General features: G+C 71.8%; 13 protein-coding genes. 8 read left to right on the forward strand and 5 right to left on the reverse strand.

The features are described 5' to 3' along the window. Nucleotides 1-116: 116 nt before the first annotated feature. The 5 genes from AC3ANS_RS17875 (at nt 117) to AC3ANS_RS17895 (ending at nt 5,742) form a co-directional block, all read left to right on the forward strand. Nucleotides 117-2,576 carry a hybrid sensor histidine kinase/response regulator gene (locus tag AC3ANS_RS17875; protein WP_488292923.1) on the forward strand — a complete coding sequence of 820 codons (2,460 nt, stop codon included), beginning with the start codon at nt 117-119 and terminating at the stop codon, nt 2,574-2,576. A gap of 38 nt (nt 2,577-2,614) precedes the next feature. Continuing rightward, nucleotides 2,615-2,749 carry a hypothetical protein gene (locus AC3ANS_RS17880; protein ID WP_488292924.1) on the forward strand — a complete coding sequence of 45 codons (135 nt, stop codon included), beginning with the start codon at nt 2,615-2,617 and terminating at the stop codon, nt 2,747-2,749. Nucleotides 2,750-2,777: 28 nt separating this feature from the next. After that, nucleotides 2,778-3,554 carry an LLM class flavin-dependent oxidoreductase gene (locus AC3ANS_RS17885; protein ID WP_488292925.1) on the forward strand — a complete coding sequence of 259 codons (777 nt, stop codon included), beginning with the start codon at nt 2,778-2,780 and terminating at the stop codon, nt 3,552-3,554. 29 nt (nt 3,555-3,583) lie between these two features. Then, nucleotides 3,584-4,558, forward strand: coding sequence for a sterol desaturase family protein (locus AC3ANS_RS17890; protein ID WP_488292926.1), 975 nt, complete (start codon nt 3,584-3,586; stop codon nt 4,556-4,558). Between the two features lie 152 nt (nt 4,559-4,710). Next, entirely contained in the window at nt 4,711-5,742 is a 1,032-nt protein-coding gene (locus AC3ANS_RS17895; protein ID WP_488292927.1) for a DUF2157 domain-containing protein, read from the forward strand. A gap of 154 nt (nt 5,743-5,896) precedes the next feature. Here AC3ANS_RS17895 and ychF read toward each other — a convergent pair whose 3' ends face one another. The 3 genes from ychF to AC3ANS_RS17910 are packed head-to-tail and all read right to left on the reverse strand — an operon-like array spanning nt 5,897 to nt 8,311. Next, nucleotides 5,897-6,973 (reverse strand): redox-regulated ATPase YchF, encoded by a 1,077-nt coding sequence (gene ychF / locus AC3ANS_RS17900; RefSeq protein ID WP_488292928.1) that lies wholly within the window; start codon nt 6,971-6,973, stop codon nt 5,897-5,899. Between the two features lie 11 nt (nt 6,974-6,984). After that, nucleotides 6,985-7,419: a hypothetical protein gene (locus AC3ANS_RS17905; RefSeq protein ID WP_488292929.1), complete on the reverse strand. Its 435-nt coding sequence runs from the start codon at nt 7,417-7,419 to the stop codon at nt 6,985-6,987. A gap of 43 nt (nt 7,420-7,462) precedes the next feature. Continuing rightward, on the reverse strand, nt 7,463-8,311 hold the full coding sequence (locus tag AC3ANS_RS17910) for an MOSC domain-containing protein (RefSeq protein ID WP_488292930.1): 849 nt from the start codon (nt 8,309-8,311) through the stop codon (nt 7,463-7,465). A gap of 55 nt (nt 8,312-8,366) precedes the next feature. On the opposite strand from AC3ANS_RS17910, the gene AC3ANS_RS17915 reads away from it, so the two are divergent. The 3 genes from AC3ANS_RS17915 (at nt 8,367) to AC3ANS_RS17925 (ending at nt 10,760) form a co-directional block, all read left to right on the forward strand. Next, nucleotides 8,367-9,143 (forward strand): exodeoxyribonuclease III, encoded by a 777-nt coding sequence (locus AC3ANS_RS17915; protein WP_488292931.1) that lies wholly within the window; start codon nt 8,367-8,369, stop codon nt 9,141-9,143. Between the two features lie 70 nt (nt 9,144-9,213). Further along, nucleotides 9,214-10,296, forward strand: coding sequence for a DNA recombination protein RmuC (locus AC3ANS_RS17920; RefSeq protein ID WP_488292932.1), 1,083 nt, complete (start codon nt 9,214-9,216; stop codon nt 10,294-10,296). Beyond that, entirely contained in the window at nt 10,293-10,760 is a 468-nt protein-coding gene (locus AC3ANS_RS17925) for a DUF6542 domain-containing protein (protein WP_488292933.1), read from the forward strand. Before AC3ANS_RS17920 ends, AC3ANS_RS17925 begins: the two co-directional genes overlap by 4 nt. Here the strand turns inward: AC3ANS_RS17925 and AC3ANS_RS17930 are convergent. Together AC3ANS_RS17930 and AC3ANS_RS17935 are read right to left on the reverse strand one after the other, a co-directional pair. After that, nucleotides 10,694-11,329: an L-threonylcarbamoyladenylate synthase gene (locus AC3ANS_RS17930; RefSeq protein WP_488292934.1), complete on the reverse strand. Its 636-nt coding sequence runs from the start codon at nt 11,327-11,329 to the stop codon at nt 10,694-10,696. The genes AC3ANS_RS17925 and AC3ANS_RS17930 overlap by 67 nt on opposite strands. Nucleotides 11,330-11,333: 4 nt before the next feature. Next, entirely contained in the window at nt 11,334-12,335 is a 1,002-nt protein-coding gene (locus AC3ANS_RS17935; RefSeq protein ID WP_488292935.1) for a 4-hydroxy-3-methylbut-2-enyl diphosphate reductase, read from the reverse strand. Between the last annotated feature and the right edge of the window lie 13 nt (nt 12,336-12,348).

Genomic DNA, 12,348 nt, shown 5'->3' on the forward strand with positions numbered 1-12,348 from the left:
CTTGAACCCAGGACCTGAGACCCATCCACCCGTTACGATCTTGGAAAGGGGGAACGTTGCGAGGCATCCGACCGGTTCGGCCTGCCGTCAGCCTGTGGGGGCTGACGGCTGTACTCGTGATTCTCCACCTGATCCGGCCGACCGGCACCGTGGGTGACACGACGTACCTCCTCGGCGTCTGGCTCGGCTCCCTCGCCGCCTGGACCGGGACCGCGCTGACCCCGCGCGAGCACCGGCTCGTCCCCGCACTGCTCGCCAGCGGCCTCACCGCATCGGCGCTCGGCGACCTGATCTGGGTCATCTACGTCTGGACCGGACACCAACCGGACGTCTCGGTGGCCGACATCCCCTACCTGCTCAGCTACGTCGGCATCGGCGCAGCGGTGTCGATGACCATGCTGCGGCGCAGCGACGGCAGGTTCCGCACCGACCTCGACTCGGTCATCGACTCCCTGACGATCGTCGTGGTCAGCCTGCTCGTGTTCTGGAGCATGTCGATCCACACGATCATGGCGCGAGACGACGTGTCGGCGCTGACCCGGGTCGTGTGGGCCACCTACCCCGTCTTCGACGCGGTGCTGCTCGCGCTCGTCCTGCGGGCGGGGTCCCAGCGCAGGACCCGCAAGGTCATCGGCCCGGGGCTCCCGTTGGGCGCCCTGTGCTGGTTGATCTCCGACACCGGCTACCTGGCGACCTCCGCCACCGGCACCCTCTCCGCGATCCTCGACTCCGGCTGGATGCTCGGCGCGGTACTGATGGCCACCTGGACGTTCCGCCGGGTTGTCGTGATCGACCCGGTCCCCGACCAGGCGGTGCGCGACCAGCGCCCCCTCGTCAAGCTCGGCATCGCCATCGGGCCGATGCTCGTCCCGCCCACCCTCCTGCTCGTCACCGAGCACACGGGCCGCGAGCGGTCACTGGCGATCGCCGTCGGCGTCTTCGCGATGGCGCTCGTCGCCTTCTGGCGCACCGAGCGCCTGCTGACCTCGGAGTACAAGACCCGGCTGGAGCTCGCCGCTGCCCGGGACCTGGCACTCGAGGCCTCGCGCGCCAAGTCGACGTTCCTCGCCACCATGAGCCACGAGATCCGCACGCCCATGAACGGCGTCATCGGGCTGACCGGGCTGCTGCTCTCGACCGAGCTCGACGAGCGCCAGCGCCAGTACGCCGAGGGCGTCCACAACGCCGGCAACGCGCTGATGTCGATCATCAACGACATCTTGGACTTCTCCAAGGTCGAGGCCGGCCGCCTGGACCTGGAGACCATCGACTTCGACCTGGTCCAGATCATCGAGGAGGTCGCCGAGCTGACCTCGGAGCCGGCGCAGGAGAAGGGCCTGGAGCTCCTCGCCTACTGCTCCCCCGAGCTCCCCACCGGCCTGCGCGGCGACCCGTCCCGACTGCGCCAGGTGCTGCTCAACCTCGCCGGCAACGCCGTCAAGTTCACCAGCCGCGGCGAGGTGCTCGTGCGCGCGAGCCTCGACGCGAGCACCGACACGGGCCTGCTGGTGCGGTTCGAGGTCAGCGACACCGGGATCGGCATCGCCGACGAGGACCGCGCCCGTCTCTTCGAGCCTTTCGCCCAGGGCGACTCCTCCACGACCCGTCGCTACGGCGGGACCGGTCTGGGCCTGGCGATCAGCGAGCACCTGGTGACCGCGATGGGCGGGCAGATCGGCGTCGACAGCCGGCCCGGGCTGGGCAGCACGTTCTGGTTCACGCTCCCGCTCGGGCTCGCGGAGACGGCTTCGGCCAGCGCGCCGCGCGGCGGTGACGACCTCGCCGGGATGCGCGTGCTCGTGGTCGACGACAACCAGACCAACCGCACGATCCTCCATGACCAGCTCAGCGCCTGGGGCATGAAGGTCGAGCTCGCCGAGAGCGGTGTGCAGGCCCTGGCGGCGCTCGCCGGCGCCGTACGGACCGGGCGGCCCTTCGACCTCGCGGTGCTCGACCTGTGCATGCCTGAGATGGACGGCCTCGAGCTGGCCCACCGCATCTCGAGCGAGCCCGAGCTCGACGGCATCGGCATGGCGCTGCTCACCTCCGGCGGCGACGTCAGCCAGACCGAGGCCCGCTCGGTGGGTATCGCGGCGAGCATGACCAAGCCGGTCCAGCTCTCCCGCCTCCACTCCACGCTGCTGGAGATCGTCGGCACCCACCGCGAGCCGGTGGAGCTGCGGGTACCCGCGACCCCTGTCGGGCGCGGCCGGATCCTCGTGGTCGAGGACGGCGAGATCAACCAGCTCGTCGCGGTCGGCATCCTCGAGCACCTCGGCTACACCGCCGAGGTCGCCGGCGACGGGCTCGCCGCGCTGGCGGCGATGGGCCGCCGGCGCTTCGACGCCGTGCTCATGGACCTGCAGATGCCGGGCATGGACGGGTTCGAGGCGACCGGGGAGATCCGCCGCCTCGAAGGCGACGTGCACCACACGCCGATCATCGCGATGACCGCGAGCGCCAGCACCGAGGACCGCGATCGGTGCCTGGAAGCAGGCATGGACGACTACCTCTCCAAGCCGGTCAACCCCGGGTCGCTCGAGACCGTCCTGGGCCGCTGGGTCGCCAGCGTCTGACAGGCATCGGTGTCGGCGCGGCGGGTACCGCACCCGACATGAAGCTGTTCCGCACCGCCGCCGCCATCGGCATCGCCAAGAGGCTCTACGACGAGTCGCGCAAGCCCGCCAACCAGCGCCGGATCAAGCAGGCGGTGCAGACCATCCGCTCCCGGCGGTCCCCGAAGCACTGACGTCCACGGGCCGTGGCAGGCTGGCGCCATGGCCCCCACGAACGGCCCCACGACCGGCCCCGGCACCGGCGTCGTCTTCCGTCCCCAGTCGCCACCCGAGGACCTGCGCGCGGTGGTCGAGCACGCCGAGGCGGGCGGGCTTGCCGAGCTGTGGTTGTGGGAGGACTGCTTCCTCGAGGGTGGGCTGACCACCGCGGCCGCCGCGCTCGCCTGGTCCGAGCGGCTCGTCGTGGGCGTCGGGCTGCTGCCGGTGCCCCTGCGCAACCCGGCGCTGGCCGCCATGGAGATCGCGACGCTCGCCCGGATGTTCCCCGGCCGGCTGGCCGTCACCCTCGGCCACGGCGTGCAGGAGTGGATGGCCCAGGTCGGGGCGTCCGTCGAGTCGCCGCTGACGCTCCTGCGCGAGCACACCACGGCGGTCCGGTCCCTGCTGGCCGGCGAGACCGTGGACGTCTCGGGCCGCTACGTCCAGCTCGACCGGGTGGCCCTCGACTGGCCGCCACCGATCCCGCCCCGCCTGCTCCTGGGCGGTCACGGCCCCCGCACGATCGCGCTGGCCGGCGAGGTCGCCGACGGACTGCTGCTCGACTCGTCCGCCGACACCGACGCCGTACGCCGGGCGCGCGCCCTGGTGCGGGACGCCCACCTGGCCGTCTACGTCGAGGTCGGTCCGCACGACCTCCCCGGGCTGCCCGGCCGGCTCGGCGCACTCGGCGCGGCCGGCGCGGACACGGTGATCCTCCAGGCGACGGGTGAGGCCCCCGACCCGCGGCCCCTGATCGACGCGCTCAGAAGCATCGCGTAGGCCCGGGCGCTCCACTATCGTCTGCCCGCATGCAGGCAGTCGCGAACCTCTGGCAGTCGATCCCGGACGCGCTGCACGACCCGGTGGCCCTCGCGGCGCCGTTCTTCTTGTTGTTCGTCGGGCTGGAGGGGCTTGCGGCATACCTGCTCGAGGACGAGCGCCCCGACGCCGACCGGCGCGCCCCGGACGGCCGGGCGCTGCCGCTGCCCGGTGGCTACGACCGCCGCGACGCCGTCGCCAGCTTGTCGATGGGCGTGGTCTCGATCCTCACGATGAGCCTGTGGAAGGCCGGGGCGCTGGTGCTCTACGCCGCCCTGTTCGCCTGGGTCGCTCCCTGGCACCTGCCCGTCGACGCCTGGTGGACCTGGGCGATCGCGATCCTCGGGGTCGACTTCCTGTTCTACTGGGCACACCGGGTCGCCCACCGGGTGCGGCTGGTGTGGGCCACCCACCAGGCGCACCACTCGAGCGAGTACTTCAACTTCGCCACGGCGCTGCGGCAGAAGTGGAACAACTCCGCGGAGATCCTCTTCTGGCTGCCGCTCCCCCTGCTCGGGGTGCCGCCGGCGCTGGTGTTCCTCGGCTTCTCGGTCAGCCTCGTCTACCAGTTCTTCGTGCACACCGAGCGGGTCGACAAGCTGTGGCGGCCGGTCGAGCTGCTGCTCAACACGCCCTCGCACCACCGGGTCCACCACGGCAGCGACCCGGAGTACCTCGACCGCAACTACGGCGGGATCCTGATCGTCTGGGACCGGCTCTTCGGCTCGTTCCAGCCCGAGCTGCACCGCCCGACGTACGGCCTGACCACCCCGGTCGGCACCCACCACCTCGTCCGGCTGCAGACCCATGAGTACGCCGCGATCGCCCGCGACGTACGCCGGGCCCCGACGCTGCGCGACAAGCTCGGCTACGTGTTCGGGCCGCCCGGGTGGCGCCCGGACGCCGGACCCGTGGTCACGCTCGCCGGCCCGGCGACGGGTCGTGTGCCTGAGAACGCCTCCTAGCCGGTCGTGAGGCCCACGACCGGGCAGCCCAATCCGGGGGACCACTAGGTCCCGTCTCGGACCACCTTTGGGCCCTGCCGTGCGCGCGCACCGGCGCGCAGCATGGAGGTGCGGGCGGGTCCCGCCCGTCCGCGGCATCCCAGGAGGTTGCCATGCGAGCCACGGCCGTCCACCGCATCGCCCCCGCCTCGCCACGTCAGCCGACCGCTCCCGCCGCGCTGACCCGGCGCATCGACGCCTGGGTCCGGGCCGGCCTGATCACGCGTGAGCAGGGTCAGGCCATCGCGGCTCATGAGGCGCGGTCCGCAGGTCGGCAGAGCTCCCCGGGCATCCAGCGCCCGCTGCGCGTGGAAGAGCCCGGGCCCTCGCTCGTGGTCGAGGCGCTCGGCTACCTCGGCGGCGTGATCATGCTGGTGGGCACGGGGCTGCTGGTCGGCCTGTACTGGCCGGACCTCCCGATCGGGCTGCGCATGGTGCTCGTCGCTGCCGCCGCCATCGCGCTCGTCGTCGCCGGTGCTGCCGTGCCCGACCGGCTCGGTCCAGCTGCGGGCCGGCTCCGCTCCGTCCTGTGGGCTCTCGGGGTCGCCGCGACCGGAGCGTTCTTCACCGTGCTGTCCGTCGACCTGCTCGACCAGACCGACGAGGACGCGCTGCTCATCCTCGCGCCGCCGACCGCCGTGCTGGCCGCGGTGCTGTGGCGGCTGCGGCGTACCTGGCTCCAGCAGCTCGCGCTGCTCGTGCCCGTGATGCTCTGGGCGGCGGCCGCAGGGCTCCGCATCACGGACTCCGACTCCAGCCCGGGGCTCGCCGTGTGGGTCGTCGGTGTCGCGTGGGCGGCCATGGCCTGGGGCGGCCTGCTCGAACCCCGCGAGGTCGGGGTGGCGACCGGGGCGGTCGCCGCCGGCTTCGGCACGGTCACCATCGGATCAGGCGGCACCGACATCGGGATCGTTCTCGGCGTCGCGACGGCCCTCGGGCTCGTGGTCCTTGCGCTCGTCGAGCGCGACCTGGCCTGGCTCGGCGTGGGTGCCGTCCTGCTGTTGTGGACGGCTCCGCGCGCGATGGTCGAGTGGTTCCCCGGGCGGCTCTCCGCCGCCTTGACGCTGATCGTCACCGGCGGGCTGCTGGTCGGCGCCGCGGTCTGGGTGACCCGGCGTCGAGGTGAGGACCGCACCACGTTCTGAGCGTGCAGCTCGATCTCAGGCCACCGATCGCCGCCCGGCCGATCGTGTCCGGTGACCTCGTGTCTCAGGTTTCGAGCCGCCCGTCGCCGCCTCGCAGGCTCGGCTGCGGGGCTCCCTCAACCTCTTCGCGTCGCTGCGGCTTCGCCGCAGCGGCTCAGACGTTGAAGCGGAACTCGACGACGTCGCCGTCCTGCATGACGTAGTCCTTGCCCTCCATGCGGACCCGGCCGGCCTCCTTGGCCTTGAGCATGGAGCCGGCCTCCATCAGGTCGTCGAAGGAGACGATCTCGGCCTTGATGAAGCCGCGCTGGAAGTCGGTGTGGATCACGCCGGCAGCCTCGGGGGCGGTCGCACCCTGGGGGATCGTCCAGGCGCGGGTCTCCTTGGGGCCGGCGGTGAGGTAGGTCTGCAGGCCGAGGGTGTCGAAGCCGACCCGGGCCAGCACCTCCAGACCGGGCTCCTCGACGCCCATCTCGTGGAGCATCTCGCGGGCCTCGTCGTCGTCGCCGAGCTCGACCAGCTCGGCCTCGAACTTCGCGTCGAGGAAGATCGCCTCGGACGGCGCGACGATCTCGCGCATCCGGTTCTTCAGGGTGTCGTCGCCCAGCTCGTCGGCGTCGCAGTTGAACACGTAGATGAACGGCTTGGCCGTCAGCAGCGACAGCTCGCGGATCAGCGTGCGGTCGACCGACGTGGCGATGATCGGCGTACCGGCCTCGAGGTGGGCGAGCGCCTCCTTGGCGGCCTCGAGGTTGGCGGCCAGCTCCTTCTTGGTGCGCGCCTCCTTCTCCAGGCGCGGGATCGCCTTCTCGACCGTCTGCAGGTCGGCGAGGATCAGCTCGGTCTGGATCGTGGAGATGTCGCTGGCCGGGTTGACCTCACCGTCCACGTGCGTGACGTCCTCGTCGCGGAACACGCGCGTCACCTGGCAGATCGCAGCCGACTCCCGGATGTGGGAGAGGAACTTGTTGCCCAGCCCCTCGCCCTCGGACGCACCGCGGACGATGCCCGCGATGTCGACGAACTCGACGGTCGCGGGCAGGAGCTTGGCCGAGCCGAACACCTCGGCCAGCTTCGCGAGCCGCTCGTCGGGGACCCCCACCACACCGACGTTCGGCTCGATCGTCGCGAACGGGTAGTTCGCCGCGAGCACGTTGTTCTTGGTCAGGGCGTTGAAGAGGGTGGACTTGCCGGCGTTGGGCAGTCCGACGATGCCGATGGTGAGTGCCACGGGCGGCGAGTCTACGGCGCGGGCGAGGTGCTCCCCGCATCGCCGGCGAGCAGCTCGGCCCGCCGGGACCACGCGAACCGCAGCACGATCAGCGAGAAGACCAGCGTCACCGTGACGATGCCGGCCTCGATCACTCCTCCCCCACCTGAGGCGAAGATGTCGTGCTCGAGGTCGTAGAGCAGGTCCATGCCGAACAGGTACATCCCCGAGGCTCCCGCGGCGATCAGCCAGAACAGCGCCGCCGGCGTACGACGGGTCAGCGTGACCAGCGCCAGCGCGCACGCGATCCCGAGCCAGAGGTCCGCGAGCGGGAAGGCGTTCTCGAAGTCGTAGTAGGCCTGCGTGTGCTCGCTCGCGAGCGCGTCACGGTCGGCGAACCAGATCGACCAGTAGGCCACGTCGAGCGCGATCGCGCCGACGAGCAGCCACTGCACGGTGCGTCTCATGGGTGCTCCATGCGCCGCATCCAAGCAGAGGACGCGCCTCCGGTCAGCGCACCGGGCCGTCTCCGGGCGACACCGCCTCGAGCACCTCGACGTCGTCGCCCACCCGGATCATCACCCCGGGGTTGTCCGGGACCAGGTTCACGCCGAACCAGGTCTTGCCGTCCCAGCGCCGGATCCGCGCCAGCGTCGCGACCGGCTCCTTCTCGCGCAGACCGGTGTCCGGGTCGATCGTGGTCATCACGCACCGGTCGCAACCCTTGACCGCCCGGAAGACCGCGTCACCGATCCGGACCCGCCGCCAGTCGTCCTCCGCCCACGGCTCGAAGCCCGCGACCACGACACTCGGGCGGAAGCGGCTGATCGGGAGCGGCTCGCGCTCGGCGTACGAAGCCATCAGGATCTCGTCGTTCAGCGCGGCCAGCGAGTCCTCGGTCGCCAGCAACAACGGGAACCCGTCCGCGAACGAGACCCGGTCGCCGGGCTCGCTGAACCTCGGGTCGGTCGTGCGTCGCCGCGGGTCGTCGAGATGGACCAGCCGCGCGGGCTGGCCGACCACCTTGCCGAACCACGCGTCGGCCTCCGCCCCGGCGCTCGCCGCGGTGAGCTCGGAGCCCCAGACCTCGACGGGGACCTGCAGCGCCGGGTTCGGCACCGCGACCTCGAGGGTCGGCAGGTCGGGAGCTTCCAGCCGCAGTCCGGTCGCCGTCGGCTCGGCGTGGACCAGCACCATCCGGTTCACGTCGCGGGCCGTGATCGGCACACCGTCGTCGTCGACGACCATCCATCGGCGGTCGCCGGCGAGCCCCCAGGGCTCGACGACCGCCGACGCCACCGGGTGTCCGGCGCACGACTTGACGAGATAGCGCCGGATCTCGGTCAGGGTCGGCGCCATGGTGTCGAGGATAGGTCTGGCGGCCCGGACATGCCGCCGGATTAGGGTGTGCGTCGTGCGGATCGCCACCTGGAACGTCAACTCCCTGCGCTCGCGGATCGACCGGGTCGAGGCCTTCTTGGACCGGCACGAGATCGACGTGCTCGCGCTCCAGGAGACCAAGGCCCGCGCCGACCAGCTGCCGCTGATGGGCATCGAGGCCCGCGGCTACGAGGTCGCGGTGGCGGGCGTGAACCAGTGGAACGGCGTGGCCGTGATCAGCCGGGTCGGGCTCGAGGACGTCGAGACCGGGTTCCCCGGCCAGCCGGGCTGGGGTGAGTCCGCCGACGTCGAGTCGCGCGCGATCGGCGCGACCTGCGGCGGCGTACGCGTCTGGTCGCTCTACGTCCCCAACGGCCGCAAGCCCGACGACCCGCACTACGTCTACAAGCTCGACTGGCTGGCCCGGCTGCGCGAGGCCGCGCTCGGCTGGCGCGACCAGGACGTCGCGCTCGTGGGTGACTGGAACATCGCCCCGGCAGACGAGGACGTGTTCGACATGGCGCAGTTCGCGCGGTCGACCCACGTCACCCCGCCCGAGCGCGCGGCCTTCCAGGCCTTCCTCGACGACGGGTACGTCGACGTGGTCCGTCCGCACGCGCCGGGCCCGGAGGTCTACACCTACTGGGACTACTACCGGCAGCGCTACGAGCGCAACCGCGGCATGCGCATCGACTTCGTGCTCGGGTCGGCGTCCCTGGCTGCCCGCGTGACCGGCGCGTTCATCGACCGCGAGGAGCGGGCCGGCACCGGCGCCTCCGACCACGCCCCCGTGGTCGTCGACCTGGCCTGAGCAGCCGAATCCGACAGCCCTCGCGACGCGCCACGGCCGGGCTGTCGGTGGGCCCCGCCATGCTGGGGCCATGGAGACCATCGCGCTCTTCCTCACCCTGCTCGTCGGGCTCGCCCTCGGGTGCCTGGTCGGTGTCTTGTGGGCGCGTTCGCGCACGACGTTCGCCGAGGGCATGGTCGACCAGGCCGAGGTGATGCAGGGCCTCGACCGGCTCAGCGACCAGATGCGCGACCTCGACCACCAGCGCGCCACCTGGCAGGGCCAGCTCAACCAGCAGGTGCTCGACATGCGGTTGAGCGCCGAGGGCCTGCGCCGCGAGACCCAGTCGCTGTCGACCGCGCTGCGCAAGCCCCAGGTGCGCGGCCGGTGGGGCGAGCTGCACCTGCGCCGCGCCGTCGAGCTCGCCGGGCTGGTGGACCGGTGCGACTTCACCGAGCAGGTGCGGCTCGACGACGGCGCGCGCCGCCCCGACCTCGTCGTGCACCTGGTCGGCGGGCGGCAGGTGGTGGTCGACGCGAAGGTGCCGCTGGACGCCTACCTCGACGCGACCTCCACCGACGACGAGGACGCACGCCGCGACCACCTGCGCCGCCACGTCGTCCAGCTGCGCACCCACATCGACGTCCTCGGGTCCAAGCAGTACTGGCGCTCCCTGGAGGAGAGCCCCGAGTTCGTGGTGCTGTTCGTCCCGGCCGAGTCGTTCCTCGCCGCCGCCCTCGAGACCGACGCCGGCCTGATCGAGTACGCGGCCGCGCGCCAGGTCGTCCTCGCCACCCCCACCACGCTGATCGCGCTGCTGCGCACGGTCGCCCACGGCTGGACCCACGAGGCGCTGGCCGACCAGGCGCGCGAGATCCACCGGCTGGGGCGCGAGCTCCACGGCCGGCTGCTCGGCATGACCGGCCACCTCGACCAGCTCGGCCGCTCCCTGAACGCCGCGGTTGGCCACTACAACCAGTCCGTGGGCTCCCTGGAGTCCCGGGTGCTGGTCAGCGCCCGCCGCTTCGCGGACCTCTCCGTCACCGACGAGGGACTCCCCACACCCCGCCAGGTCGAGTCCACGGCCCGGTCTCTACCACCCACAGGCCTGCGGTCCGTGGAACGGCGCGCCGCCGACGACGACCCGGGGCCGGACCATACCGTGGCCCTGTGAACCGAGAGGCGAGCCCCACGGTGAGCCAGCGCCGCACCCTCTGGGAGGAGGGTCACGAGCCCGGCCGGCAGGTCGTCGCGCTCGGGCTGGCGCTCGCCCTCACGGCGGTCGTCCTCGACCAGTCGCTCGTCGGCCACGTGGGCCTGCTGTTCGACGTCTGCTTCGTGCTGCTCTGCATCGCCACCGCGCTGGCCGTGCGGCCGGCCGACTTCTTCACGGTCGGCGTGCTGCCGCCGATGCTGATGGTCGTGGTGTTCGCGCTGCTGGGCGCCACCCGGCCCGACACGATCGCCGACCCGGGCGACGGTGTCGTGCAGGCGGTGGTCACGGGGCTCGCCCACCACGCGGGTGCGCTGGTCACGGGCTACCTGCTGTGCGGGGCGATCCTCGCCGTACGTCAGCGGGTGTTGGCCGCCTCGAAGCGGTCGGGGTCGCCGGCGCCGACGCGCACCACCTCGGGGTAGCCCTCCGACCAGTCGATGACCGTGGTCGGCTCGGCCAGCGTCTCCCCGGCCTCGACGACCAGGTCGACCTCGTGGTCGAGCTCCTCCTTGATCTCCCAGCCCATGCTGCGCGGCTCGGTCTCGCCGGGGAGGATCAGGGTGCTGGTCAGCAGCGCCTCGCCGAGGGTCTCGAGCAGGGCCTGGTCGAACACGTGGTCGGGGATCCGCACGCCGACCGTGCGCTTCTTGGGGTGCATCAACCGGCGCGGCACCTCCTGGGTGGCCGGCAGGATGAACGTGTAGGGACCGGGGGTCGCCGCCTTGATCGCCCGGAACGCCGCGTTGTCGACCTGGACGAAGTGCCCCAGCTGGGAGAAGTCCTTGCACATCAGCGTGAAGTGGTGCTTCTCGTCGAGACCGCGGATGCGCAGGATGCGGTCGCGGCCGTCGCGGTTGCCGAGCCGGCACCCCAGCGCATAGCCGGAGTCGGTCGGGTAGGCGATCAGCTGGTCCTCGCGCAGCGCGTCGGCGATCTGGCCGAGCAGCCGCGGCTGGGGGTTGTCGGGGTGGACGTCGACGTAGCGGGCCATCGTCTCAGCTCCGTCCCGCGGCCTTGAGGTCGCGCCGCAGCTCCGGGGGCAGCGCGAAGATCAGCGACTCCTCGGCGCTGTGCACGGCCTTGGCGTCGGGGTAGCCCCGCTCGGCCAGGAACGTCAGGACGCCCTTCACCAGCTCCTCCGGGACGCTCGCCCCCGAGGTCACGCTGACCGTGCGGACACCCTCGAGCCAGGCCTCGTCGATCTCGGCGGCGTCGTCGACGCGGTACGACGCCCGCGCGCCGGCCTCGAGTGCCACCTCGACCAGCCGCACCGAGTTGGAGGAGTTGCCCGAGCCGACCACGATCACCAGGTCGGAGCCCTGGGCGATCTCCTTGACCGCCAGCTGCCGGTTCTGGGTGGCGTAGCAGATGTCGTCGCTGGGCGGGTCGAGCAGGTCCGGGAAGCGTTCACGGATGGCGGCCACGGTCTCGAGCGTCTCGTCGACCGACAGCGTGGTCTGGGAGAGCCACGCGACGCGCTTCGGGTCGCGGACCGTGATGCCGGCGACGTCGGCGGGGCCCTGCACCAGCTGGATGTGCTCCGGGGCCTCGCCCGCGGTGCCCTCGACCTCTTCGTGGCCGGCGTGACCGATCAGCAGGATGTCGTAGTCCTCGCCAGCGAAGCGCTTGGCCTCGTGGTGGACCTTGGTGACGAGCGGGCAGGTCGCGTCGATGGTCTTCAGCGACCGCTCCTCGGCCTGCCGGTGCACCTCCGGGGACACGCCATGGGCGGAGAACACCACGGTCTGGCCCTCGGGCACCTCGGAGAGCTCCTCGACGAAGATCGCCCCACGCGACTCGAGGTCGGCGACCACGTGCTTGTTGTGCACGATCTGCTTGCGCACGTAGACGGGCGCGCCGTAGAGGTCCAGCGCCTTCTCGACGGTGATCACCGCACGGTCGACGCCGGCGCAGTAGCCGCGCGGCGCCGCCAGCAGGACGGCCTTCTCCGCCTCCTGCGGCGACAGCACGGGCGGCATGCCGATCTCGGTGCTCATGCCCGCCAGTCTA

The sequence above is a fragment of the Nocardia sp. 149-1B genome, assembly GCF_057747975.1.

Coding starts and splice junctions, on each gene's coding strand:
- AC3ANS_RS17880 (WP_488292924.1), top strand. CDS start 2,615: ATGAAGCTGTTCCGCACCGCCGCCGCCATCGGCATCGCCAAGAGGCTC.
- AC3ANS_RS17895 (WP_488292927.1), top strand. CDS start 4,711: ATGCGAGCCACGGCCGTCCACCGCATCGCCCCCGCCTCGCCACGTCAG.
- AC3ANS_RS17935 (WP_488292935.1), bottom strand. CDS start 12,335: ATGAGCACCGAGATCGGCATGCCGCCCGTGCTGTCGCCGCAGGAGGCG.
- AC3ANS_RS17930 (WP_488292934.1), bottom strand. CDS start 11,329: ATGGCCCGCTACGTCGACGTCCACCCCGACAACCCCCAGCCGCGGCTG.
- AC3ANS_RS17905 (WP_488292929.1), bottom strand. CDS start 7,419: ATGAGACGCACCGTGCAGTGGCTGCTCGTCGGCGCGATCGCGCTCGAC.
- AC3ANS_RS17910 (WP_488292930.1), bottom strand. CDS start 8,311: ATGGCGCCGACCCTGACCGAGATCCGGCGCTATCTCGTCAAGTCGTGC.
- AC3ANS_RS17885 (WP_488292925.1), top strand. CDS start 2,778: ATGGCCCCCACGAACGGCCCCACGACCGGCCCCGGCACCGGCGTCGTC.
- AC3ANS_RS17890 (WP_488292926.1), top strand. CDS start 3,584: ATGCAGGCAGTCGCGAACCTCTGGCAGTCGATCCCGGACGCGCTGCAC.
- AC3ANS_RS17920 (WP_488292932.1), top strand. CDS start 9,214: ATGGAGACCATCGCGCTCTTCCTCACCCTGCTCGTCGGGCTCGCCCTC.